Annotated in this window: 21 protein-coding genes; 16 read left to right on the top strand and 5 right to left on the bottom strand. The window is 41.2% G+C overall.

What is annotated here, in order from left to right:
• Positions 1-31 precede the first annotated feature (31 nt).
• Entirely contained in the window at positions 32-946 is a 915-nt protein-coding gene (locus DV872_RS21725; RefSeq protein WP_147283237.1) for an MATE family efflux transporter, read from the top strand.
• A 37-nt stretch (positions 947-983) separates the two neighbouring features.
• On the opposite strand, the gene DV872_RS21720 is transcribed toward DV872_RS21725, so the two are convergent.
• Both DV872_RS21720 and DV872_RS21715 read right to left on the bottom strand, forming a co-directional pair.
• Positions 984-2,171, bottom strand: a complete 1,188-nt coding sequence (locus DV872_RS21720; protein ID WP_114632073.1) for an MFS transporter — start codon at positions 2,169-2,171, stop codon at positions 984-986.
• A gap of 148 nt (positions 2,172-2,319) precedes the next feature.
• On the bottom strand, positions 2,320-4,263 hold the full coding sequence (locus tag DV872_RS21715; RefSeq protein ID WP_114632072.1) for an ATP-dependent DNA helicase RecQ: 1,944 nt from the start codon (positions 4,261-4,263) through the stop codon (positions 2,320-2,322).
• A 409-nt stretch (positions 4,264-4,672) separates the two neighbouring features.
• Between DV872_RS21715 and DV872_RS21710 the strand changes: the two genes are divergently transcribed.
• From DV872_RS21710 to DV872_RS21690, 5 genes are all read left to right on the top strand, one after another.
• Positions 4,673-6,010, top strand: a complete 1,338-nt coding sequence (locus tag DV872_RS21710) for an ABC transporter substrate-binding protein (protein ID WP_114632071.1) — start codon at positions 4,673-4,675, stop codon at positions 6,008-6,010.
• A gap of 68 nt (positions 6,011-6,078) precedes the next feature.
• Entirely contained in the window at positions 6,079-6,948 is an 870-nt protein-coding gene (locus DV872_RS21705) for a carbohydrate ABC transporter permease (RefSeq protein ID WP_114632070.1), read from the top strand.
• A 15-nt stretch (positions 6,949-6,963) separates the two neighbouring features.
• On the top strand, positions 6,964-7,788 hold the full coding sequence (locus DV872_RS21700; RefSeq protein WP_114632069.1) for a carbohydrate ABC transporter permease: 825 nt from the start codon (positions 6,964-6,966) through the stop codon (positions 7,786-7,788).
• A gap of 3 nt (positions 7,789-7,791) precedes the next feature.
• Positions 7,792-8,847, top strand: coding sequence for a hypothetical protein (locus DV872_RS21695; RefSeq protein WP_147283236.1), 1,056 nt, complete (start codon positions 7,792-7,794; stop codon positions 8,845-8,847).
• Positions 8,848-8,861: 14 nt separating this feature from the next.
• Complete coding sequence (locus tag DV872_RS21690) at positions 8,862-9,548, top strand: glycerophosphodiester phosphodiesterase family protein (protein ID WP_114632067.1); 687 nt, start codon at positions 8,862-8,864, stop codon at positions 9,546-9,548.
• Positions 9,549-9,643: 95 nt separating this feature from the next.
• Here DV872_RS21690 and DV872_RS21685 read toward each other — a convergent pair whose 3' ends face one another.
• A complete protein-coding gene (locus DV872_RS21685) occupies positions 9,644-10,660 on the bottom strand; it encodes a uroporphyrinogen decarboxylase family protein (protein WP_114632066.1) in 1,017 nt (338 codons plus the stop codon).
• 167 nt (positions 10,661-10,827) lie between these two features.
• Between DV872_RS21685 and DV872_RS21680 the strand changes: the two genes are divergently transcribed.
• The 3 genes from DV872_RS21680 (at position 10,828) to DV872_RS21670 (ending at position 14,321) form a co-directional block, all read left to right on the top strand.
• Positions 10,828-11,691, top strand: a complete 864-nt coding sequence (locus DV872_RS21680; protein WP_114632065.1) for an AraC family transcriptional regulator — start codon at positions 10,828-10,830, stop codon at positions 11,689-11,691.
• A gap of 238 nt (positions 11,692-11,929) precedes the next feature.
• Entirely contained in the window at positions 11,930-12,988 is a 1,059-nt protein-coding gene (locus tag DV872_RS21675) for an alpha/beta fold hydrolase (protein WP_114632076.1), read from the top strand.
• A 205-nt stretch (positions 12,989-13,193) separates the two neighbouring features.
• A complete protein-coding gene (locus tag DV872_RS21670) occupies positions 13,194-14,321 on the top strand; it encodes a TetR/AcrR family transcriptional regulator (protein WP_114632064.1) in 1,128 nt (375 codons plus the stop codon).
• A gap of 62 nt (positions 14,322-14,383) precedes the next feature.
• On the opposite strand, the gene DV872_RS21665 is transcribed toward DV872_RS21670, so the two are convergent.
• Positions 14,384-15,277, bottom strand: coding sequence for an EamA family transporter (locus DV872_RS21665; RefSeq protein ID WP_114632063.1), 894 nt, complete (start codon positions 15,275-15,277; stop codon positions 14,384-14,386).
• A gap of 203 nt (positions 15,278-15,480) precedes the next feature.
• Positions 15,481-16,269 (bottom strand): AraC family transcriptional regulator, encoded by a 789-nt coding sequence (locus tag DV872_RS21660; protein WP_114632062.1) that lies wholly within the window; start codon positions 16,267-16,269, stop codon positions 15,481-15,483.
• A gap of 294 nt (positions 16,270-16,563) precedes the next feature.
• Between DV872_RS21660 and DV872_RS21655 the strand changes: the two genes are divergently transcribed.
• From DV872_RS21655 to DV872_RS21625, 7 genes are all read left to right on the top strand, one after another.
• Positions 16,564-18,633 carry an ABC transporter substrate-binding protein gene (locus DV872_RS21655; RefSeq protein WP_114632061.1) on the top strand — a complete coding sequence of 690 codons (2,070 nt, stop codon included), beginning with the start codon at positions 16,564-16,566 and terminating at the stop codon, positions 18,631-18,633.
• Positions 18,634-18,716: 83 nt separating this feature from the next.
• On the top strand, positions 18,717-19,703 hold the full coding sequence (locus DV872_RS21650) for an ABC transporter permease (protein ID WP_114632060.1): 987 nt from the start codon (positions 18,717-18,719) through the stop codon (positions 19,701-19,703).
• The gene (locus DV872_RS21645) at positions 19,703-20,899 is read left to right on the top strand and encodes an ABC transporter permease (protein WP_114632059.1); all 1,197 of its coding nucleotides are present in this window, start codon (positions 19,703-19,705) and stop codon (positions 20,897-20,899) included. Before DV872_RS21650 ends, DV872_RS21645 begins: the two co-directional genes overlap by 1 nt.
• Before the next feature lie 12 nt (positions 20,900-20,911).
• Positions 20,912-21,949: an ABC transporter ATP-binding protein gene (locus tag DV872_RS21640; protein WP_114632058.1), complete on the top strand. Its 1,038-nt coding sequence runs from the start codon at positions 20,912-20,914 to the stop codon at positions 21,947-21,949.
• The gene (locus DV872_RS21635) at positions 21,942-22,928 is read left to right on the top strand and encodes an ABC transporter ATP-binding protein (protein WP_114632057.1); all 987 of its coding nucleotides are present in this window, start codon (positions 21,942-21,944) and stop codon (positions 22,926-22,928) included. Before DV872_RS21640 ends, DV872_RS21635 begins: the two co-directional genes overlap by 8 nt.
• Positions 22,929-22,949: 21 nt before the next feature.
• Positions 22,950-23,969 carry a LacI family DNA-binding transcriptional regulator gene (locus tag DV872_RS21630; protein ID WP_158547110.1) on the top strand — a complete coding sequence of 340 codons (1,020 nt, stop codon included), beginning with the start codon at positions 22,950-22,952 and terminating at the stop codon, positions 23,967-23,969.
• 2 nt (positions 23,970-23,971) lie between these two features.
• Positions 23,972-24,493, top strand: a complete 522-nt coding sequence (locus DV872_RS21625) for an HAD family hydrolase (protein ID WP_114632055.1) — start codon at positions 23,972-23,974, stop codon at positions 24,491-24,493.
• Positions 24,494-24,498 lie beyond the last annotated feature (5 nt).

Genomic DNA, 24,498 nt, shown 5'->3' with positions numbered 1-24,498 from the left:
GAAGAAAAAGGCAACAAATCTTGACTGAAAGTTGCCACTTGATGTAAGAAGAATTAACAGGTTGGATGATGCCTATGAAGTGGCAACTTTCGTCCGGAACAGGTGGCAACTTTCACCGGAATGCGCATTTATCGTCGTTTTAGATATGGGAATCGCGGGAGCTGCACTGGGAACAACTCTGGCCGGGACCTTAGGCACCCTTCTGTCTTTAATGCATTTCCTCGGTTCAAAGTCACAACTGAAATTTTCAAGAGTGTCATTCAACGGACTCTTCCTGAAAGATGCAATGATCAACGGAAGCTCCGAGATGGTCAATGAACTCTCTGCCGGTGTGATTACCTTCTTGTTTAACTGGATCATTATCAGAAGCATGGGAGAGCCTGGAGTTGCCGCCGTATCGGCACTCTTCCTCATCAATTTCATGTTTATAGGACTCCTTCTGGGCAGCTCCATGGGATTTGCCCCGATCATCAGCTTTTATCACGGTTCAAAGGAGGGAGAGAAGAAGAATGAGATAATCAAACGCTCTCTCATTCTTATGGTATTGATGTCACTGATGCTATTCTTCATCTTTCGTTCCTGCGGAGAGCTTATTGTCAGGATCTTTGTGAAGGAGGGAGAAAATTACGGCGTCATATTGAAACAGGCCATCAGATTTTTCTCCTTTGCCTACCTGTTCAATGGCTTCAATATCTTCACTTCAAACTATTTCACGGCCCTGAACATGGGAAAGACATCGGCTCTGATTGCCCTCTTCCGATCCCTCATCGGTATCATTGCGGGTCTTATCCTCCTCCCGCCCCTTTTTGGTGAGCTGGGGATCTGGTTAGCCGTGCCCTTTGGGGAAGCAATCAGCTTCATCTTGAGTCTTACTCTGTTTGTTAACAATATAAGAAAGGACAGTGCCTCATTTAGTGAGAGAGAGAAAATTATCCTGAGTGCCTGAACAAACAAGCCATAGTACGGGCTTCTAGATGTACTGTTTAGAATGACAAAGAGGGTTTGATTTCCTTCTTCTTTTTTGCTTTCAAAAAAAGAACAAAGGGTATAGCACCAAGAGAAACATAGGCGGCGATTTTATATGTCAGCTCCATTCCCAGTTTATCTGCAGAGATTCCCACTATGAGGGTCATTAATGATCCTGAAACAAAACTGACTGTCATATACATACCATTTACCATGGAGCTGTATTTTGTATCAATATCATGAACTAGTGCCAGAAGAACCGGTCCGGAAGCAAATAGAAAGAAACCTGATACAATGAGAATGGGAACGAGAAAAGCCCCTTTAAAAGTCACTAATAAAAACATTAAAATCGGGTTTATTATCGATACATACATTAAAACTTTTTCACGGCCGATCCTGTCTGATAATGATCCGGCAAAATAGGTACCGACGGCTCCTGAAAATTGTAAAGCAGAAAGAGAAACTCCGGCTATCCAGAGAGAATATCCTTTGCTGGTCAAATAAACAGGAAGATATATGGTTAAGGCAGACTTAATGGCCATTCTGAAAAAAATAATCCCGCCAACAGATATAAAAAAAGGAAGCAGATTAGTGAGTGTTTCTTTTTTTCCTCTGGAAACCAGTTCATTCTGATTTTTTTTAACTGTAATATTTCTGAGTTTGAAATACAGAATGAATGAAGCCAGAAATCCAAATGGAATTAATTTATAGGTTCCTTCCAGGCCCCATAAAGAAACAGCCCCTAATATTACCAGTGGACCCAATGTTCTGGCAAACTCCCCTCCCAGCATATAAAAACTCATGCCTCTGCCGACCTGTTTATGAGAAAAAGATTTTATCAAGACAGGGCTTGGTACATGAAAAAATGCTGAGGCTATCCCTGAAACAAAAACAAGTATCAGTAGAAAAATATAATTGGGAGAAAGACCGATCAGGCTCATGGATAATGTTGTAACGACAGGTGCAAGTATTATAAAATAACGGACATATATTTTATCTGCCAGAATTCCTATAAAAGGGTTAAAAAGAGAAGGAACTTTTCGTGAAATATCCAGAAGCCCTGCCTGAAATATAGAGATTCCCAGTTTTCCTATTAACAATGGTAAAATAGGCGCCAGAAAGGCAGAGTAAGTATCGTGGATAAGATGAGCCAGAGAAATTAAAACAACATTTTTTAGATCAAAATCTTTTTCTTCTTTTTCCATATATTATTAAATATTCCCTCCCGGGCATCCTCCAAAGTTGATTTAATTTAATAAAACATTTTTACTGGTGAAAGTCTACTTTTTTATGTGCATATACACATTTATTTTGTTAAAGCCCTTCCTGTAGTTCTATTCCCGTACTATGGATTTATGTCAGAAAATCAGAAGACTGAATCTGTTCTATTCTCTGAAGTAGATCATTAAAGGGGAAAGTTTCCATAGCTCCGAATCCTTTCAATTTCCTGGCCTTTACAGACAGCATCAGTGGTGTGCTGATACCGCAGAGAAAACGGGTCTGATTAACAGGGCTGGCCAGGGAACCCAGGAGGGGCCGGATTTCTGTAAGTAAAGATGAAATATAATCATCAGAGAAGTCTTTGGAGTCCCCCCTTCCCGGCAGAATAACAGGTCCATCCAGGCAGACAGAACAATGCCCGCAGTTTTCAAAAGCCAGTTCCTCCCCGAAATAGGATGCAAGCCCCCGGCTGAGACAGTTCTCACTCTCAAAGAATTTTATCATCCTGTGAATTCTCTGGATTTCTGACTTTTCCTTCTCCTGGAACAACTGATACAGTTCATCAGCCAGATCATCAGTAAGGAAGGTATGATTCAGAACCCTATAGGCATCCACCGCCTGTTTGGCCTGGAGCTCTATCCACTGCTTCTCTGCAAAATAGTTCAGAGCCGTGAGAACCCTTTTCCGCTGATCCGGAAAACTGCGTTCAATGCTCTCCATATCCACAGAAGTCCAGACTTTTTTAGAATGGCAGTTATCCAGTATGGCTTGAACAAAGGACTTCCTCTCATCACTGAACCGGGAGAGTATCTCCTCCGGAGGATTGAGATATTTGAAACTGTACTCCTCAAAGTAGGTATACATAGACTCCAGAATTTTCTTCATGGAGAGATAGACTAATAGTGTTTTCAGAGGGAGTAGACGGATATTCACATCCCGGCTCAGGGTTGGCAGTTTAGTCTCCCAGATCCCGGGGCTCTCTTTAATCATCTCCAGCACTTGGAAGATTCCCTCCCTGTCCGGGCTGTCTCCATAGATAAAGTTCTCAAGAACCGGGAGTTTGTCAGTATTCCCATAGACCTCACACAATGATTCCTGACCATCCCGGCCGGCCCGGCCGATCTCCTGACTGTAGTTCTCTATTGATTTAGGCAGGTCATAATGAATAATCCGGCGAATATCACTTTTATCAATGCCCATACCAAAGGCGATGGTAGCGCACACGCAGGAGAGAGATCCCTCCATAAATCGTGCCTGAACAGCCTCCCGTTCCTCATTCTTCATACCGGCATGATAGGGAGCGGCATCTATCCCCTGTGCCAGAAGGAAAGCAGCCGTTTCTTCAGCGGTTTTCTGAAGGGTCACATAGACAATAGTGGGATCATCGGGGGAGGAGTTGATATCCGAAAGGAGTTTTTGCCTTTTATCCCTTTCTTCCACAGCACTCAGCTTCAAGGTAAGATTTTTCCTGTAAAATCCGGTGTAGATCAGGTTTTCAGGAGCAATTCGGAATTTGCGGCACATGTCTGCCCTCACCTTTTCAGTAGCCGTTGCCGTAAGAAGGAGTACTTTCTCAATGGCGAATTCCTTCTGATAATCCGGCAGCCGAAGATATTCAGGGCGGAAGTTGTGCCCCCACTCTGAGATACAGTGAGCCTCGTCGATGACCATTAAGGATATCTTCATCTGCTGAAGCCTGTTTCTGAACCTCTCATTTTTAAAGCGTTCCACAGAAATCATCAGGATTTTCAGATCCCCCTGTACGGCCCGAGTGAGTATGGAATTATACTCTTCTCCCCTTAAAGAGGAGTCCAGACGAGCCGCGGGAATATTGTGAGTGAGGAGAAAATCCAACTGATCCTGCATGAGGGAGAGCAGAGGAGAGACCACCAAAGTCAGATGAGGAAGCATAAGAGCAGGGAGCTGATAGCAAAGAGATTTCCCGGCTCCCGTGGGAAAGATAGCTGCCGTAGAATGCCCCTCCACTATCCGGGAGATAACGTCTTCCTGACCTGTTCTGAAATCATCGAATCCGTAGTGCTTTTTGAGGGAGCCCCTAATATCTGAATGGTTCATAAATCTACCCCTCTTTGCAACTATGATAAAGACGTGTTGTTTATTGTTTATTGATGTTTGGAAGAGCGGCATAGATGGGGCTGGTCTCTGTGACAGCAGTTTTCCAGCCATATTTCTTCTTGATACATTTAGTGCCTATTATAGACATCCCTGCTGTTTCAAGGCAAGCTGCCGGCGGTCCAATTTACACCAGAGCTTAAGGTCTTGAATGAATACTGCCACTCACCCCTTTTGATGATCGACTAAAAACATAACCAACGCATATCATGATCACTAGCAATCATTTATCAAATTATCATTTGACAGCCTTAATATTTCAGGTTAACGTGATACTTATGATCGATATCGATCATGTATAAAATTGGTTTAATACATGATTTTTATTGACATAAAAAAATAGGAGTGAGAAATGAAAAAATCTTGTTTGATAGCTATGATTCTCTTCGTAGCTATGATTCTCCCTACTGCCCTTTTTGCAGCTGGGAATGTGGAAGTTGATGAGTCGGCTGATGTAAACATTGAATTCTGGCATGCCATGTCCGGAGAACGTGTTGAACTGATCCAGGGAATTGTAGACAAGTTTATGGCTGAAAATCCCAATATCAAAGTAGACGTGCAGTATACTGGATCCTACAACGATACTCTCAATAAGGTAAAATCTGCCTATAAGGCGGGAAATGCACCTGATATCTTCCATTCTTATGAAATAGGAACTCTGGGACTCATCAATAGCGGAATCATTTCTCCATTGGATGAAATAGCCGGAAAGTTTAACAGGAAAATACCCTGGGATGATTTTTTCACACCCGTTCAGAGCTATTACAAGTACAAAGGCGTTCACTATTCTATGCCTTTTAACTCTTCAACACCTCTGATATTCTACAACAAAACTTTTTTTGCGAAAGCCGGTCTGGATCCGGAGAATCCTCCTAAAACATATAGTGAAATAAGAGAAGCCGCAGTTGCACTGCAGGCTGCCGGATACAAAACTCCTCTGACATGGAATCTTCATTCATGGTATTTCGAGCAGATGATCTGTCTTCAGGATGAACCCTTCGTCAATGAAAAGAACGGTCGAAGCGGCGAACTTCCCACAGAAGCCGTTTTTAACGGCGAAGCAGGACAGAAGGTTCTCGAATGGTGGGTCGGTCTTGAAAAAGACGGACTCTTCCTCGATGTAGGTCCCGGATGGTCAAATCATAGAGCGGCTTTCGGTTCAGGAGAAGTGGCACTGACTATGTCATCTTCATCAGACGTAAATACTCTTACAGCAGCGCTTAAAGAAAAAGGCTGGGAAATGGGAACAGGATACATTCCAAGACCTGAAGGTGCTAAAGGTGGAGTTGCTATCGGTGGTGGATCATTGTGGCTGACAAATAGTCATACAACAGAAGAAGAACTTGCGGCACTGAAACTCATAACATTTATTTCTGAGGATGAAGCTCAGATTGCATGGCATAAAGGTACAGGATATTTCCCTGTTCGAAAAACTGCTATGGATCAGCTTGAGTCAGAAGGATGGTTTGATGAAAATCCTAACTTTTTAACAGCCTTTAACCAGCTTTTAGACAGTCCTGAGACATTGAACACAGCCGGTGGACTTCTTGGTATATTCCCTGAAGCAAGAGAACTTATTCAGTCTGCTATTCAGGAAATGTATGCAGGAAAACCTGTAAAAGAGGCACTTGATGAAGCAGCTGCAAAAGTAAATGCTTCTATGACAGAATGGAATGAAGTAATTCAATAATTTATTATTTGATATTTCTAATTTCGGAAGCTGCTTGTATAAGCAGCTTCCTTTTCTTGAGGATGTAAATGAAACAATCAACTTTTAATAATAAATTACTACCCTATATCCTGCTTGTTCCGACATTCGTAATTCTTGTCGTATTTCTATTTTATCCCGCAATAGAGACCTTCAGATTGAGCTTTTATAAAATACATCCCTGGTCAGGAGCCGAGACGTTTGCAGGATTTTACAATTTTATCAAGATTTTCACGAACGCTGAATATTTGAGCAGTTTTATACTGTCTGCAGGTTTTGCTATAGCTGTTATTGCCGGAGGGCTGTTTTTCAGTATTTTAATCGCTTTGCTTTTAAATAAAAAAATCGCAGGAATCCGTTTTTATCGTTCCTTTCTGATATGGCCTTATGCCTTGTCTCCGGCAATAGCCGGTGCTTTATTTAATTTTCTTTTTAATCCCGCAAATGGAGTCATGTGCTTTTTTACTGGAAACCGGACATGGCTTACCAATGAGAAGACGGCAATCATTGTAGTAATCATTGCGGCTGTCTGGAAAAATCTCGGATACAATATCATTTTTTATCTTACAGCATTGCGCAATGTTCCCAATTCAGCACTTGAGTCGGCATCAATTGACGGTGCTGGAGCAGTTAAAAAATTCTTCTATATTACTTTTGCCTTCCTATCGCCCACAACATTTTTCCTTTTTGTAATGAATACGATCTATGCATATTTTGCCACCTTCGGCTTAATTGATGTTCTAACAGAGGGGGGGCCGGCTGGTTCAACAAGGGTGCTCATCTATCATCTGTATAAAGATTTTTTCGTCCATTCCAAGATAGGATATGCGGCTGCGGAAAGTCTTGTCTTATTCACACTCGTTGTAGGTGTAACGGTTCTTCAATTCAGAACAGCCGGAAAAAAAGTTCATTACCAGTAGATAGGAGAGATAGTTATGAAGCGTACAAAAACAAAAAGTATAGGTGTTCATATTTTACTGATCCTGTGTATTCTGGTTATCAGCCTACCCGTAATATTGGCTCTTATAATAAGTACCCAGAATGAAGCTCAGGTCATGTCCTATCCACCGGGACTGATTCCCGGAACAAATATGATTAATAATTATGTCACCGCCTGGAATTCGGTAAATCTGGGGCGAATGATCTTCAATTCAACAGTAATTGCATTCGGTGTTATCATTGGTAAGGTCACAATGAGTATTCTGGCCGCATTTGCTTTTACCCATTTTGATTTCAAAGGTAAAAACGTCCTTTTCGGAATTATTCTTATAACACTTCTCCTACCGGTTCCGGTGAGAATCGTTGCACTTTTCGATGTTATTAGAACTATGCATCTGATGGATACATATGCGGGACTAATTATCCCTTTCTGGGCGAGTGCCACGAGTATATTTATCCTTATCCAGCGATTTAAGGTGGTCCCTTCCGAATTAATTGATGCTTCCAAAATGGATGGTTGTCATCCTATGCAGTATTTTTTCAAGATACTCCTTCCTTTGACGAGAAGCACCATCGGAGCCCTTGTGGTTATCAATTTCATTTACATCTGGAACCAGTACCTATGGCCTCTTATGGCTACAAACTCAAAGGAGATGCGTGTTGTCCAGATAGGAATTAAAATGCTTATGAGCACCGAGTCCTCCAATAACTGGGGTGTAATAATGGCCGGTGTTATCATCACAATGATTCCCCCTCTGTTGGTATTTATTATAATGCAGGAAAGTTTTATGAAAGGATTTGCACTTCAGAGTGAAAAATAGAAAATGAAATTTTGCATATTGATTCTGTCTGGGCTCATCATGTTTTCATGTGCCGCCACGAGAGTCGACACTTCTGCTGATAGCAAAATAAATCAACAGAGTGTGGTTCAGACAGTTTTTGATAATTCAGCACTTTATCAACAGTTTAATCAGTGGAGAGCAGTAGGACCGGTAATCCCCGGTCTGCTGCAGCCTCTGGTCCCTCAGGGAATGGCTTATTGGGAAGAACAGGATCTAATGATCATTTCCAACTATATGAGTGATGACTCTGCCGGGGCTCTTACTTTTTTGACAATGGATACAGAGCTCCTGGAAAAGACTCTGTTTTTAAACAATAGGGATGGTACTCCCCATAAAGGACACCTGGGAGGTTTGGCTTTAAGTCGTAAATATCTGTGGATTGCGTCTGATTCGGGAATCTATAACATCTTACTGGAAAGCCTTATTTCGACTGGAGATAGGGAGAAGATCTATTTGCCGGAGCTGATTGAAACAGAAACGAAAGGCTCTTTTGCCACATTTCACGATAGTGTTCTCTGGATTGGTGAGTTCACTTTAAAGAATGGTAATTATCCCGTTTCCGAAGCTCATCATTTAGTAACAGCTGCAGGTTCTGAGCACTTCGGATGGCTCGGTGGGTTCACTTTAAATGATGTAAGCGATTTAATGGATTTGGAGAATATTGTTTCGGGTAAGGTATATCCCGATTTCATTCTTTCTATACCGGATAAAATACAAGGTGCTGTTTTTTTTGAAAACAAAATAGTGCTCAGTGAATCCTATGGCAGGAAAAACTATAGCAGACTCCATGTATATGATAATCCTCTATCTGAACCAGCTCAAAAGAATGGGGATAGATCATTCTGGTTTCTCGATGGAGATAACAAAACTGGCGAGATAATTGTACCGCCCATGAGTGAAGCAGTAGTTTTGTACGGGAATAACATAGCTGTATTGTTTGAATCAGCTGCTGATAAATATAGAGATACTGCACTTTTCCCTCTCGACAGTATCCAGTTTCTTCCTATTGCAGCATTTAATACCGGTCATCAGGAATAATAAAAGGAATTTATATGCTTATTATTGGTCATAGAGGGGCTTCAGAATTAGCTCCCGAAAATACTCTGAAATCGATTCAGGTTGCCATTGAATCCAATGTTGATATGATCGAAATCGATATTGCCGTCTGCAGTACAGGTGAAACGATGCTGTTGCATGATGATAAAATCGACAGATGCACAAACGGGCAGGGATATATTGCAGATTTATCTTTTGATTTTTTAAGAAAACTAGATGCCGGGGAGGGAGAATTGATCCCGACCCTGCAGGAGGTTCTAAATCTGATCGACGGACGGCTTCCCCTGAATATAGAGATAAAAGGGAAAGGATCTTCCAATGAAGTTGCAAATATACTCAAGAATGAAATCGCTGAAAAAGGGAGAAGACCCGATGACTTTCTGGTATCTTCTTTTGATCATACTGAGCTTGTCTGCTTTAAGAAAATATGCCCTGAGATCAGGATCTCTCCCATTATAAGCTGCCATCCCGTAAGCCTTGCCGCTCTTGCAGATGATATGGGTGCATGGTCTCTAAATATGAAAAGAGAATATGTCAGTCGGGAAATTATTGAAGATGCCCATAAGAGGGGAATTAAAGTTTTAATATTTACTGTTAACCATCCTGTGGAGCTTTCCAGATTGAAAGAGTTGAAAGTTGATGGTGTTTTTACAAATAATAGATATCGATTATTGGGTTTGTAGTTTCTATTATTATTGATTTTGATAATCAATTAATTAGAAACTCCCCTACTCTCCAGAGACTGGTAGAAAATAAGCTTTCTACCAGTCCGGGTGGATTAAAAGATTCCATTCCAAGTTGAAAAAACAGCTGACACATTTTCGGGTTTAGCACCGGGGCCAAACTCACATTGAGCAATACAGCCTCCCTTTCTCCAAAGAGAGCTTCTAACAGATTTAACAGCTTCTTCAATGTCTTCAACACTGCCAAAAGGAAGCAGGTGCTGCCTGTCCATTTCACCCCAGAAAGTAATTTCCCCACTATATTTTTCAAGGTTATCTATTCCCATACAAAATAGTTGAGAATTCACAGCATCGAGTCCCAGATCAATCAGATGAGGAATTATCTGCAGGATATTACCGTCTGAATGCATAAAGATTTTCTTTCCGTGCGCATGAGCTATATCGATATAGTCTTTATAGAGAGGTTTAAAAATCTGTACCCATAATTCAGGATTGATTAATAAACTTTGTTGAGCACCCCAGTCATCCATAATCATAAGGGCATCCACATCAGTCTCTGCCCAGGCTGTAAGCAGCCGGCAATAAAAAACATGCATCTCCTTCATAAAACTTTTAAGTCCCTCGGGTTCAAACATCAGGTCCATATAAAGCTGTTCGGTTCCGCGAATAAACTGAAGCTGCTCAAAAGGGCGTGGACAGGCTCCCGCCAGAACAAATTGATCTGTTTCCCTGCAGAAATTGTTGATTTTTTCCTTATCAATGGTCAACCACTCTACAGGGACATGAACGCGGCTTGTGTCCTCCCACTCTTCATCATCAGAAGAAACTATCGCCTCTTTTACTTCACCTATAATCCCATCGGCCCGGTTTTCGAAGAGGCATCCCCATTCGTCCACATATTGCCCTATCTTATGGGGATCTCCTTTTGTCTCTGGGATCTCACTGCAGAATCCCGGTGCACGAATGATGTCCCCCGGATATTGATCCTTAATTTCATTCAGTTCTTCAGAATAGTACATTTCCGCCCAGGGAAGAATCCAAAGATCCCTGGGGGCTCGCTCAGGATTCCGGAACTCAAGGGTTTCATATACAAGCTCTCTCGATGTTTTCATAATTCTACTCCTGAGGATGTGTTATATTCCTCTATAATTTCATCAAAGTTCTTCACTCGTTCAATTTTAATCATAGCCGACCCTTTGTATAAAGTTCTTTTAAGACTGAATATAACAGAGATAAATAGATATTGCTTTCTAATCTGTATTGCAATACTATTTCAAACATGACCGAGATAATCCGTACGAAAGAGAGGACCTATATCGAATTCGATGAGGGCTTCCTGAATAATATTATCCATATAGGAAAACTCAATTTGACCGGAGCACAGCATGCTCTCCCTCCCCATCAGCATAGAGATGCTCTGGAAATTTGTTATGTGTACCGGGGTAATCCAATATTTCAGACTGCAGAGAGAGAATATCATCTTAAAGGGGGAGATGTTTTTATCAGCTTTCCCAATGAAATACACAGTTCAGGTAATTATCCCCTGGATAAAATGATACTTTACTGGATTGGAATACAGACCAGTAACCTGAAAGGCAATTTTCTGCATTATAGCGACTCATCGGAGGCGGAGGCGTTCCTCCATGCGCTGCACAATCTGAAAAACCCGAAATTCAGAGGTTCTAAAGAGCTGAAAAGATTTATTGATGAAATTCTGGAACTTTATTTCTCAGAACATGAATTCCGTAACATCCTGATCCGCAACCGCATAAGCGATTTTCTGGTATCAATCATCAATCTCGAAAAGAAAAGCAGCGGAGACAGCTTATCATCCGAAATCAGAGACTGCGTGAATTATATAAGGGAAAATGTATGTCTGACGATCAATCTGAAACAGCTGGCGGAGAAAGCCGGTCTGTCTCTTTCCAGATTCAAGCAGAAGTTCAAGGATGAAACAGGAGTTCCTCCGGGAGAATTCATCATCAGGCAGAAAGTAGAAAAAGCGGCTCTGGAGCTGAAAGAATCAGAAAAAGAGATCACTGAAATTGCCTATGATCTGGAATTCTCATCGAGCCAGTATTTTGCTACCGTATTCAGAAGATACAAAAACTGCAGCCCATCGACGTACAGAAGAAAAAACTGATATTACATCTTTCCCGCAAAGGGGATGATCAAAAAACTACCCCTATTAAAACTTCCACAAGAAAAACCTGCACCACTCTATTAATCCCTTGACATGCTCATCGTTCATGATAATCTGATAATGTATTAATTGAAGAGTGATTCACATGAATACAGACAACAGCATGGAATGGCTCTGCAAGCTGGAAAATGAGCATAAGTATTTTGCTCAAATTTTACTTATTATAGGAGATTTATTTATGTCAACTGTTCCAACATTAAATGGAATCACTTCCAAGATGATCCAGACAGGTCGTATTGAAACTCATGTGCTGTTTAGCGGTGCCGATGATGGTATTCCTGTCGTTTTCATACACGGGAACTTCTCCTCATCCACTTACTGGGAAGAATCCATGCTATCTATGCCGCCGGAATATAGATGTATTGCGCCTGATATGCGAGGATATGGTGACTCTGAAGACTTGCCTGTCGATGCGACACGGGGAGCTCGGGACTGGTCAGATGACCTGAAAGCCCTTTCAGATAAGCTGGGAGAAAAACCCGCTCATCTGGTCGGTTGGTCACTCGGAGCGGCCATGATTATGCAGTTCGCCCTGGATTATCCCGAATCAGTCCTGTCACTGACATTTGTCAGCCCTGTCAGTCCCTATGGCTTCGGCGGAACAAAGGGAATCGAAGGAATATCCTGCTATGATGATTGCGCCGGTTCCGGCGGAGGAGTAGTCAATCCCGAGTTTGTCAGACGTCTGAAAGAGGGAGATCGCAGCACAGAGGACCCCAACTCTCCCCTTAATGTAATCAGATCTTTCTTCTTTAAGGCACCCTATACAGCCAGTAGAGAAAATGATTTTTTATCCTCTTCTCTACTGGAGAAAGCAGGTGATGACCGATACCCGGGGGACATGACCGCTTCAGAGAACTGGCCGAATGCAGCACCGGGAGTCTGGGGGCCCATAAATGCAACCTGTCCAAAATACTTTAATGCCAGCGCCATTGCAGAGATGAAAAAGAAACTGCCCGTCCTGTGGGTACGTGGTGATGCTGACCTGATTGTTTCAGATAATTCTATGTTTGATTTCGGTGCCCTCGGCAAGTTGGAATATGTTCCCGGTTGGCCGGGTGATGAGATTTTCCCTCCACAGCCCATGGTTTCACAAATGCGGGCCGTATTGGACAAATATAAAAAGAATGGCGGGGTATATAAAGAAATAGTTGTTGCCGATGCGGGCCACAGTCCCCACATTGAAAAGCCGGAGCAGTTTATGGAAGCATTTGTGAGTTTTTTGAAAAGATCCTGATTAATAAAACTCAAATGAAAGCATACAGGGGGCAATTATAGTTATTGCCCCTAATTTATTGACTCCTCTTTCCAAGAGATGAAAAAAACAAAAACTGATTATCTGATTGCTGTGCGATTGCATCAATCAGATAATTACAGCTATTCTTCTAAGGTGGTCAACGCCTGGATGGGTCACAAATATATTTGAGGATTTTATTACATAAATGGCTAAAGTGATTAAAAAAGCTCAACAGACGAAACAAGAACTTTTAAATTCAGCCTGTGATCTGTTTTCAAGGAACTGGTATGAAACCGTATCCATCTCGGAAATCAGCAAACATGCGGGAAAGTCCAGCGGATCATTTTATAATTATTTTAAAAGTAAAGAGGATATTTTTCTGGCTCTGCTTGATAGTTTTCTGATCATTTTTGGTGAAGAAATGGGGGGAATTACCGGAGAGACTGTTGAAGCCAGACTAGATAGTTTTTTCAATATAACCATAAAAATAGGTAAAAAATATAAAAAACTGGTTACTTTATTTAGAGAGGGACAATACCGTTATAATGAAATGGAAAAGAGACTGAGGGGCATTTATATGAATGCCCTTTATTCGGTTTATGGTAGAGAACTGTCTGAGTCGGAATATCTCTTTGTAACAGGTCCTCTCAGATTTATCTCAATTAGAAATCTTTACCATAAACGTCCTTATGATATAAATACTTTGAAGAGTATAATTTTAAATGGGCTTTACCCTGATGACGATTTTGGTGCTTCAAAAGTCTTTACCTCATACAATGAAATCGTAGAAGATGAAAAAAAAGCCACAAGAGATATATTGCTTTCCACCGCCATGAAATTATTTGGAGAAGAGGGATATCATCAGGTTAATGTTTATGATATCACCAGGAAATCCCGATTTGCGGTTGGAACGTTTTACAGGCATTTTGAGTCTAAGGAATTGATGCTTGAAGAACTTGTAGAACATATTGGTAGTGAAACCCGCTCTCTGATCAGTAAAAATTTGAGAAAAGATCTGAATCCTCTTGAAACGACAATCCAGGGATTTTTTATTTTCATAAAGATTTTGGAAAAAAATCCTGCTTTCTACACCATCGTCCGGGAGGCAGAATTTGTTCTGGAAGAGAAAGTAGAAGAATATTATAACCGCTTTGAAAATGGGTATTTGAATCAACCCTGTCCGGAAAATATGGATACAGTGACAGTTGCCAATGCTCTCTCCGGTATTGTGCATTACTTCGGAATAGAAGATATTTTCAGTAGGAATATCAAAGATATTGAGAGCATATTATCAACTCTCAGCACTTATTTACAATCGGGAATTTCCCATTGATTATCGGGACAGGCTATGCAGAATATATGCTGAAAACTACAGCACAGAAAAATGAGTCTCTATTAAAACAGAGCTGTCATTATCAGACCAACCACAATTATCAGACAACCGATAATTCTTGGCATATAGAATCTCTCCTTCAGCACTACTGCGCCGAGAATCACACCGAGGGGAATACTCAACTGACGGAAACCAGCAACATAACTGACATTGCTGACAAACTTCATTGAAGCCAGAACCAGCATGTATGAGAGGCAGAGGGCCAGCCCGGCAATGAGGGGGGCAATAATCTTTTTACCCTTATAGTCTTTTATTTCTTTCCAGCCCGATAAAAATATGACAACCAGAAACAACCAGGGGAAAATCGCCAGATTGATAAATTCACTGTAAATAAGGCTCACGGGCATGGTAAAAGCGTTTACATCGAGTAATTTGATGGCTTCACTGTCTATAATAGTATATCCCACAGTACCCAGCGCTCCGGGAAAAACCCAGAATAGTGCAGGATTCATGTAATTCCTGAACTGCCAGGTACGAAAATCTTTAACAGGCATAAATACGCAGCCTATACCGATGAGAATCAAACCGGACAGCGCTTTGAAGGACAAAGGAGTTCCGAGGCTGAATACAGATGTGATCAGAGGCACCACCAGAACCGGTATAGCCCTGATCAATGGATATACCAGAGATATATCCCCATGACGATAAGCCTGAGCCAGACCGGTATAATACAAAGTCTGAAAGAAACCTGTAGCAATTATTAATAACCAGAACCTTGATGGAATAGTCCTTATTGCCCCCAGATTCATTAATAAAAAGGGAGACAGTAAAGCAATGGTGGATAGAGTCACGATAAAAAAGAAAAAGGGAGAGGGTTTTCCTGCTTTCGATATGAGATTCCAACCGGCATGAAGCCCCACCGAAATCAAAATTAAAATGATTGCTGTTATGGACATCTATTTCTCACACTACCGGCATTTACTAAATAGATTATCACTTGAATCAAATTCAGACCGTGTACTGGTTGGCATTTCCTGTTTTACGACGGGAGACATATTAGGGCTCCTTATACTCAAGGGTAAAAAGTTGTTTTATCTTAAACCCCTGTTTGACTGAAAAGTAGAGATGTTTGTTGTTCGTTTATGGATATTCGTGTCTATTACCCGGTAGAATCTCTCAATCCTTTACAGCGGAACGCAGTGGGATTATATCCGGAATAACCCTTAAAGTTCCGGCTGAAATGAAGAGAATCCCGGTACCCGACTGACCGTGCAACAATTTCAATATTGTATGATGTAACCAGGAGAAGCTCCATGGCTTTATCCATGCGATAACGATGGAGGTAATCACGGGGGCTTTCTCCGGTATTCTCTTTGAAGTGATGAGAAAAATAACTTCTCTCGAGACAGACATGGTTTGCTATATCTGCAACAGTAATGGGTTTTGTGTAATTCTGTTCCATATAAAGAAGGGCTTTCTTAACATGTTCATCCATCTCCCGGGATGGATCGGTTAAAGCAAACCTTTCAATTTCACCGATAATTTTCAGTAGATTTCCAATAACACGCCACTGTGATCCGGGAGCATCATTCCTGTTCTCAATAATTTCATCTATATAATAAAAAGCCCGGCATGTATCATCAAAAGAGAGAACAGGAGAATATGGAGTCAATCCCCAAAAAGTTAGAGTCTGGGATATCTCCAGTCCTGTAAAACAAATAGACGATTCGGACCAGAGAGTGTTCTCATCAGATCTGTATCTGATAGAGGTTTGGGGAAATACTATAAAACACTGTCCCGAAGAGATAAAATAATCCCTTCCGTCGATTTGAAGAATCCCCTTTCCCTCTTTTATGAAATTGATCTGACAATGGTCAGACCCTCGGAGTGAGATCTCAAAACCGGGCGGAAAAACTTCTTTTTTGCAGGAAATTACTTCATAAGACATATTATATATAAATATCCCGATTTCGTATTATTGCATAGTATATTCACATGTTACTTACGCGGGAAAGTAGATTTATTACAATTTAAGCAACAATGACCGGTTTTCATAAAAAGAATTCATTGACAGTTGAAAAATGTCGTGTAAACATTACTTACTCGTGTCACTGATACGTGTAAGTAATGTTTTGTTTCTCTCGGGAGAACTACCGTAACGGCATACAAAAGTAGAATAAATCAACGTCAATGGTATATTCCGGAGAATTAATAAACAGGTGTAAAGAAAAAGGAGACAAAGATGAAAAGAGTGTTCACATGGGTATTGCTAATGCTTAGTTCAACAGCATTACTATTGGCAGGTGGTCAACAGGAAAATGTTGAAACAAGTGCAGACAGCAGTAATAAATGGCATGAAGCGCCAATGCTCCATGAACTGGTAGTGGCAGGAGAGTTGCCCTCACTTGAAGAGCGAATGCCCGTATCTGCAGACATCATGGTAGAGCCGGATGTTGTTGAACTTGGGGAATATGGTGGTAGTTTAGCAATGACAACCCACGATCATGCTCACTGGACCTGGGGCCCATTGACTGAACAGGCTATGTTCAGATTCAAACAGGATGGATCAGGTCAGGTCGAAGCCAATGTTGCGAAAAAGTTCTATGCAAATGAAGACGATACAGTATGGACAATTGAACTTCGTGAAGGTATGAGATGGTCTGACGGTGAACCTTTTACAGCAGATGACATTATTTTCTACTATGATCACATGTCTACACCTGCATTGAATGATGACAGAACGCCTGTCGGTGTCGATGAAAAAGGGTATCACAATGCCTTTACTTCAAAACCATACAGGGCATACTATGTTTCTCTTAAGGGTAAGACTTACTGGGCAAAATTTGATAAAGTGAATGATTACAAGATTACAGTAACCTTCGCCGCCCCAAAAGCAGACTTCCCTGAAAGTGTTGCCATTGATAACAAATGGATGTTTGCACCAAAGCATTTCTATAAAGATATTGTCGCCCGTAAAGACGGTGTGACCGATGATTCCTCATTCCCCCTCATTACAGAAGAGCAGGCAATTGCCAATGCCAATAGAATTTTTGAGAAAGAATGGGCTGCTTATTCAAAAATGGGAAAAAGTACGGGTTACTATAACTGGGACTACTACCAGGTACCCCAGCTCAGAAGTTTTATTGCAACCGAGAACAACTGGAATAAAGTGGGAGAGTTCTATGAGTTGGTTAGAAATCCTTATTTTTTCAAAACTGATTCTGAAGGCAATCAATTACCCTATCTTGACAGTATTAAAATCGAAATAATCAATGAGAAAGAACAGATTGTCCTTAAATCTACTGCCGGTGAATATGACATGATTCCCGTCTCATCAGCAGGAAATAGTGACAGCAGAGTATCAAACAAGGAATTCGCTGTCGTGGCTACAGCTACAAAAGACACTCATAGTATTGTCAAATGGATCACCAGCTACTGGGGAACTGTTAAAGCCATTCAGTTAAATCAGACTGTAAAAGATGAGAATAAAAGAGCCTTATTCCAGGACAAACGATTCAGAGAGGCCCTTTCTATCTGTGTTGACAGAAACCTGCTGAACGCGACTCTGGCAAACGGACAGTCCGAGCCGTCACAGATGTCTGTACCCGAAGGAATGATTGGTTATGATAAAGAATGGTCAAAAAAATGGACAGCATATGATGTAGCAAAGGCCAACACACTCCTCGACCAGATCACCGAACCCTGGAATGGAGCTAAAGGGACATACCGTTTAATGAAGGGAACTAAAGAAGAGGCTGAAATCATTGTTCTTCTTGAAAATCCTGCATCAGAAGGGGGAATATTCTCACTGCTGAGATCAGCTTATGCTAATATTGGTGTGAAATTATCAGAAAAACTTGAAGAGGACATACCAAGGGCTATTCTGGCAAACGATATTGATGCACAACTGAAGCCTCTAACCTGTATCACACCGGCTCTCAGATCGGATGATGTTGTTCCCATGCGAAACTACCAGGCCTGGTATGGTGCATACGGTAAATGGTTTGAAGATGGAAAATCAACAAATAATGGCGGTGTAGCTCCAACAGGAGATATGCTGAAACTGGTTAATGCCTATGAGAACATCAGAGCGGCGGCCGGACCTTCCCGGAATAAAATAGTCAGTGAAAATGTTCAGAAGATTTATGATCTGCATAAAAAGAATTTATGGGTTATCGGTTACTTGAAGCCAGCACCCAACCGCTACATAATTTCCAATGAATTAAAAAACTTTAAGGGACAGCTTATAAGTTCTGATGAGTATAGATATGAAAATATCGTCAGACCAGAACAGTTGTACAAAGTAAAATAAGACCTTGCATACCGGGTGGTATTTTGAACCACCCGGTACTTTACCTGATGACATAAAAATTAAAATGATAGCGGTGAATTAGAATGTTAAAATTTATTTCAAAACGATTGTTAATGGCCTTATTGACAATATGGCTTATAACCTTCGTTGTCTTTTTTGTTATACAGCTGCCGCCTGGTGATTTTGTTGATACCATGGTAACAAGCATGATTGCGGAAGGGGAAACAGTAACGGCATCAGACATAGCCATTATGAAAGCTACCTACGGCATGGATCAACCCATGATTTCACAATACTATAATTGGATTTCGGGTGTTGTGACCGGAGACTGGGGGATATCCCTCTATTACAATCAGAATGTATTAAAACTCATAAATGAAACACTGGGCAATACACTGTTACTTTCCTTTATTACTCTGATCTTTACCTACGCCGTATCAATTCCCATAGCCATATATTCAGCAAGACATCAATATTCCCTGTTTGATTATATATTCAGTTTCATTGGCTTCCTCGGAATGGCAATACCAAACTTTCTCCTGGCTATTCTGCTTATGTTTGTATCCTACAAGTGGCTGGGAAGACCCATTATGGGACTGTTTCCTGATGGCGGTGTAACGGACTGGGCCAGTTTTCTTGATTTTTTATCAAGACTGGTTATCCCGGTTATTGTAATAGGAACAGGTGGAACATGTGCTCTTATACGTACAATACGTGCTCAGATGCTGGATGAGCTGGAAAAACCTTATGTCTTAGCTACCCGTGCAAAAGGTGTCAGTGAGCATACTATTACCTATAAGTATTCAATGAAATCCGTACTGAATCCGATCGTCAGTGGTCTTGGCCCCATGATCAAGGGGATTTTCACAGGATCAACGATTACAGCCATCGTATTGATGCTTCCTACCAATGGTCCAGTACTCTTAAAAGCCCTACAGACTCAGGACTTTTATGTTTCAGGAGGTATTTTACTCATTTCGGCTATTTTAGTTGTTCTGGGTACGGTTCTATCGGACATATTACTGGCGGTTCTCGACCCCAGGATTAAAACAATGGAAGGGAAGAATTGATGAGCAGCACATTACAAAATCTTAGAACCTTCCTCCATAGTATTAAAGATAAGAAACTCCGGGAAGAAAGAAAAAGACAGAAAGAAATTCGAAGACAGGAAAAATATTACATGGCTTCTCAATGGAGCCTGATGTACCGTAAATTGATCAAACACCACCTGGCTGTAATCAGTTTTATCATACTGGGTTTATTATATTTCGGAGCCATATTTGCGGGTTTTCTGGCACCCCAGGGGCTTGAAGAATACTCCGGAACCTATTCAAACGCTCCTCCGAGCAAGGTACATCTGTACCATGAAAATGTGTATATCGGCCCATTTGTCTATGCATATTCAATATCCTATGATGATTATGAAAACAAAATATTTAAAGAAGATAAAAGCATACCCCATAAAATTGATTTCTTTGTAAAAGGGACTTCATACAAAATTTTAGGATTTATAAAAAGTGAGACCCATTTATTCGGCATAGACAACAGCACAGTACCAGAAGGGAAGGAAGCTGTCTCCTTTATGTTATTTGGATCTGACCAGCTGGGCCGTGATCTCTATTCCAGAATATTACTGGGAAGTCAGATATCTTTAACGGTACCCCTGCTTGGAACCTGTCTCACATTCTTTCTGGCTCTTATTCTTGGTGGTTTATCGGGATATTATGGCGGATGGGTTGATATAGTGATACAAAGAATTATTGAAGTCCTCATGTCTTTCCCTTCCCTACCACTTTGGATGGCCTTATCCGCGGCAATCCCACCGGGTGTGGCAGTTACCAAAGTATATATCTATATTGTAGTTATTATGTCCCTTATAACTTGGCCAGCTCTTGCTCGAATTGTCCGAAGCAAGTTCCTGTCCCTTAAAAATGAAGATTACATCACTGCTGCAAGGCTTATAGGTGTCAGTGACATAATGATAATATTCAAGCATCTGATCCCGGGATTTATGAGTTATTTAATTGTTAGTCTAACTCTTGCCATTCCAAGTATGATCATTGGTGAAACAGCCATGAGTTTCCTCGGGCTGGGTATGCGTGCACCAGCCACCAGTTGGGGGGTGTTGCTGCAGGAGTCACAAAGTATCTCAAGCATTGCAAACAATCCCTGGAAGTTGATCCCTGTTCTGTTTGTTATAATCACAGTTTTAGCATTTAACTTTTTAGGTGATGGTTTACGCGATGCTGCTGACCCATATAAATAAGTAAGGTTGAATATGAAAAATAATATAAAAGAAAACAATGAAATTATTATAGATATAAAAGATATGACCATTGAGATTCCCCTGGACGAAGGTCTGCTCACACCGGTAAGAGGGCTGAGTTTTGATATCAAAGCCAATGAAACCCTGGGTCTTGTGGGAGAATCAGGCTGTGGTAAAAGTTTAACCTCAAAAGCTATTCTCGGAATAAATAGCAGCAAATGCAAAACCGGCGGAGAGATTAACTTTTTCAGTGAAGGTAAAATGATAAACCTTCTAGACAGTAAAGCCGTTTCTCAAAAAGAAATGCGGAACATAAGAGGAAAAGTCATTTCAATGATTTTCCAGGAACCTATGTCAGCATTTTCTCCACTATTCACCGTGGGAAACCAGCTCAGCGAGGCTGTAATACTTCATATAACCAAAGATAAAGTAAAGGCCAGAGATATTGTTATCAAAATGATGAATCGTGTAGGCATTGCTAATTCGGAAGAGCGCTATAAACAGTATCCTCATGAATTCTCCGGGGGAATGCTGCAAAGAGCTTTAATAGCCATGGCCCTGGTGTGCAGTCCCAAACTGCTTATTGCCGATGAACCTACTACAGCCCTTGATGTAACCATACAAGCTCAGATACTTGAGCTGATGAAAGAGCTTCAAAAAGAGTTCAGAATGGCAATATTATACATCACTCATGATCTGGGTACTGTAGCGAGAATGTGCGATAAAGTGGCGGTCATGTACCTTGGCCGTATTGTTGAGTTTGCATCAGTCAAAGAGATATTTGCCAATCCTCTGCATCCCTATACAAAAGGATTGATGGGCTCAGTTCATAAGATAGGCAGTGCCAAGGATAAGCTGGCATCAATCGAGGGAACTGTACCCCTTGCCATGAACCTTCCGGACCGCTGTTCTTTTTATGACAGGTGTGTCCTAAAAGACGAAGCGAATTGCAACCGTATAGAACCGACACTTGTGGAAGTGAGTAAAGACCATTTTGTGAATTGCTATAACCTTGATCAAATTAAAAAGCAGGAGGCGGAGAATGTCTGATATCATACTGAAAGTCCATAAACTGAATAAAGTCTTCTTCTCAAAAGGCACTGAACTCAAAGCAGTTAACGATCTCAGCTTCGAAGTTAAAAAAGGTGAAACCATCGGGATCGTAGGTGAGTCAGGATGTGGAAAATCCACATTGGGCCGATGTATAGTCAACAGCATAGCTGCTACCAGCGGAAGCATATTATACAACTCTTCTGAAAATATCGAATATGACATCGCAAAAATTGACAAAAAAAGTCTTAAAAAAGTAAGAAAAGAAATTCAGCTGATTTTCCAGGACCCATACTCATCACTCAATCCTAGAATGTCTGTTTTTGATATTATCTCCGAACCCCTGAAGGTAAATTACAAATTGCCCAAAAGAGAAGTCGAAACACGGGTAAAAGCCATTGCAAAAAAAGTAGGATTAAATCCAAGTTATTTGAAAAGATACCCTCATGCTTTTTCCGGTGGACAGCGGCAGAGAATAGGTATTGCCAGAGCTCTGATATTTGAACCGGAACTGATTGTCTGTGATGAGGCTGTATCAGCCCTGGATGTTTCTGTTCAGGCACAGGTAGTAAACCTGTTGAAAGATCTCCAGAACGAACTTGGTTTAACCTATTTATTCATAAGTCATGATCTCTCAGTAGTAGAATATATTGCCGACAAAATAGGTGTTATGTATCTCGGAAAATTAGTGGAATATGCTGCAACCGATGAGATGTTCAAAAACCCTCTGCATCCCTATACAGAAGCACTGTTATCTGCCGTACCTATAGCAGATCCGAACATAGAAAGTTTACACATTCCTCTCGAAGGAGAGATTCCAAATCCGGTAAATCCTCCTGGAGGTTGTTTTTTTCATACGAGATGCAAATACTGCGTTGAGAAATGTAAAACAGAAAGTGTAGAACTGATTGAAATAGAAAAAGGCCGTTCTGTTGCCTGCCATAGAGTGAAAGAACTGAATCTGCAGGGAATCATATAAATTGAGAAAAAGGGATCGATGATGAAGAAGGTTACAAGTTTTGACGTGGCAAAAGAAGCGGGCGTATCCCGGGCGACGGTCTCATATGTTTTAAATAATGTAAAAAAAGAAAATATTAGCGACAAAACTAAAGAGAAAGTTATGAAAGTTGTTCGAGAGCTGGGGTATGTCCCAAATGCAGCCGGCAAAGCTCTGGCCAGTAAACGAACAAGGAATATTGGTCTCGTCTGCCTCGAAAGCCATATGTCCCATTCTTTCCTCCTTCAGATTATAAATGGACTGACAAAGATCGTCCGAAAACATGATCTTCGCCTTCTCATTGATACAATCCCCGATGGAGCAGGCGGCCATGCAATTCTAAACCTCAGTCAGACTAAAAGTATTGACGGACTGGTTCTTTTCGAAACGAGAGAGCACGATAAAGAGCTGCAGACTCTTATAGATGAGAAATTTCCTGTGGTCATAATCGGTGAGTATTCAAACAAAAGAGTCTGCTCAGTTGATGTTGATGTTCCCGCTTCCGCCCAAAAAGCTGTAGAACATCTAATTGAACTGAATCACCGCAAAATTGGCTGTATTACCAATTCGCCATTAATCTACACCGCTGGAACCGGACGTCTCAACGGATATAGAAAAGCCCTGGAGAATGCAGGGATAGAATACGATGAAAGCATTGTCCGTTATGGAGAATTTACTGCTCAAAGTGGTTTTGAAGCAATGAATGATCTACTGATGAATAAAGGAAATGAGTTCACTGCTATGTTTGTGGCCAGTGATACTGTTGCATTTGGAGCCATGAGAGCTATTGATGCGGCGGGACTTAGAATTCCCGAAGATATAGCCGTCATGGGATACGACAATGTGCCTATTGCGAAATTCAGCAATCCTCCCCTTTCAACTGTTCATTTTTCTGGAATCCAGATGGGTATGGATGCCGGAGAAATGCTTATTGAACTGATAGATGACAAAATCAAACCCGGAGTAAGAAAACTTCAGGAAATTAAAATAATGAAAAGACAGTCAACCATAGGAATATTATAATTATGAATAGAAAATACACAGTGTTTATTGATTGCGGCGATACTCTCGCTGACGAAAGTACAGAAATATATATAAAGGGTGAACTGGTCAAATCGGCTGACCTGATTCCCGGTGCGAAGGAATTGATTCTGACACTCAAAGAAAAAGGCTACCGAGTGGCCCTGGTGGCAGATGGGCTGACTCAGTCCTTTAGGAATATCCTGAAACAGCATGATCTCTGGGATAAATTCGATTGTCACACAATTTCGGAAGAGGTGGGTGTCAATAAACCACACCAGAATATGTTCAGAACTGCCGCTGAAGCTCTTGGAATCAAAGATGAGGATTTTTCTTCCATACTCATGGTGGGTAATAATCTGAGCCGCGATATAAAAGGAGCCAATGCCCTGGGAATTAAAAGTGTCTTTCAGTCCTGGTCTCCCCGTTATCCCAGGGAGCCATCTGAGCAGAGTGAATCTCCCGATTATACTATCGAAAAACCTCTTGATCTTCTGCTCCTTCTTGAAAAGCTGGAAGGGTCATGACCTGC

Source organism: Oceanispirochaeta sp. M1 (assembly GCF_003346715.1).
Taxonomy (GTDB): Bacteria; Spirochaetota; Spirochaetia; order DSM-2461; family DSM-2461; genus Oceanispirochaeta.
The sequence above is the reverse complement of the archived record's forward strand: the minus strand, read 5'-3'. Positions and strand labels throughout refer to the sequence as shown.

Excerpts from the sequence above, each read along its gene's own strand:
- DV872_RS21680 (WP_114632065.1), top strand. The coding sequence starts at position 10,828 with ATGACCGAGATAATCCGTACGAAAGAGAGGACCTATATCGAATTCGAT.
- DV872_RS21645 (WP_114632059.1), top strand. The coding sequence starts at position 19,703 with ATGAGCAGCACATTACAAAATCTTAGAACCTTCCTCCATAGTATTAAA.
- DV872_RS21660 (WP_114632062.1), bottom strand. The coding sequence starts at position 16,269 with ATGTCTTATGAAGTAATTTCCTGCAAAAAAGAAGTTTTTCCGCCCGGT.
- DV872_RS21710 (WP_114632071.1), top strand. The coding sequence starts at position 4,673 with ATGAAAAAATCTTGTTTGATAGCTATGATTCTCTTCGTAGCTATGATT.
- DV872_RS21625 (WP_114632055.1), top strand. The coding sequence starts at position 23,972 with ATGAATAGAAAATACACAGTGTTTATTGATTGCGGCGATACTCTCGCT.
- DV872_RS21665 (WP_114632063.1), bottom strand. The coding sequence starts at position 15,277 with ATGTCCATAACAGCAATCATTTTAATTTTGATTTCGGTGGGGCTTCAT.
- DV872_RS21695 (WP_147283236.1), top strand. The coding sequence starts at position 7,792 with ATGAAATTTTGCATATTGATTCTGTCTGGGCTCATCATGTTTTCATGT.
- DV872_RS21705 (WP_114632070.1), top strand. The coding sequence starts at position 6,079 with ATGAAACAATCAACTTTTAATAATAAATTACTACCCTATATCCTGCTT.
- DV872_RS21685 (WP_114632066.1), bottom strand. The coding sequence starts at position 10,660 with ATGAAAACATCGAGAGAGCTTGTATATGAAACCCTTGAGTTCCGGAAT.
- DV872_RS21670 (WP_114632064.1), top strand. The coding sequence starts at position 13,194 with ATGGCTAAAGTGATTAAAAAAGCTCAACAGACGAAACAAGAACTTTTA.
- DV872_RS21630 (WP_158547110.1), top strand. The coding sequence starts at position 22,950 with ATGAAGAAGGTTACAAGTTTTGACGTGGCAAAAGAAGCGGGCGTATCC.
- DV872_RS21675 (WP_114632076.1), top strand. The coding sequence starts at position 11,930 with ATGTCAACTGTTCCAACATTAAATGGAATCACTTCCAAGATGATCCAG.
- DV872_RS21655 (WP_114632061.1), top strand. The coding sequence starts at position 16,564 with ATGAAAAGAGTGTTCACATGGGTATTGCTAATGCTTAGTTCAACAGCA.
- DV872_RS21720 (WP_114632073.1), bottom strand. The coding sequence starts at position 2,171 with ATGGAAAAAGAAGAAAAAGATTTTGATCTAAAAAATGTTGTTTTAATT.
- DV872_RS21690 (WP_114632067.1), top strand. The coding sequence starts at position 8,862 with ATGCTTATTATTGGTCATAGAGGGGCTTCAGAATTAGCTCCCGAAAAT.
- DV872_RS21640 (WP_114632058.1), top strand. The coding sequence starts at position 20,912 with ATGAAAAATAATATAAAAGAAAACAATGAAATTATTATAGATATAAAA.
- DV872_RS21650 (WP_114632060.1), top strand. The coding sequence starts at position 18,717 with ATGTTAAAATTTATTTCAAAACGATTGTTAATGGCCTTATTGACAATA.
- DV872_RS21700 (WP_114632069.1), top strand. The coding sequence starts at position 6,964 with ATGAAGCGTACAAAAACAAAAAGTATAGGTGTTCATATTTTACTGATC.
- DV872_RS21715 (WP_114632072.1), bottom strand. The coding sequence starts at position 4,263 with ATGAACCATTCAGATATTAGGGGCTCCCTCAAAAAGCACTACGGATTC.
- DV872_RS21635 (WP_114632057.1), top strand. The coding sequence starts at position 21,942 with ATGTCTGATATCATACTGAAAGTCCATAAACTGAATAAAGTCTTCTTC.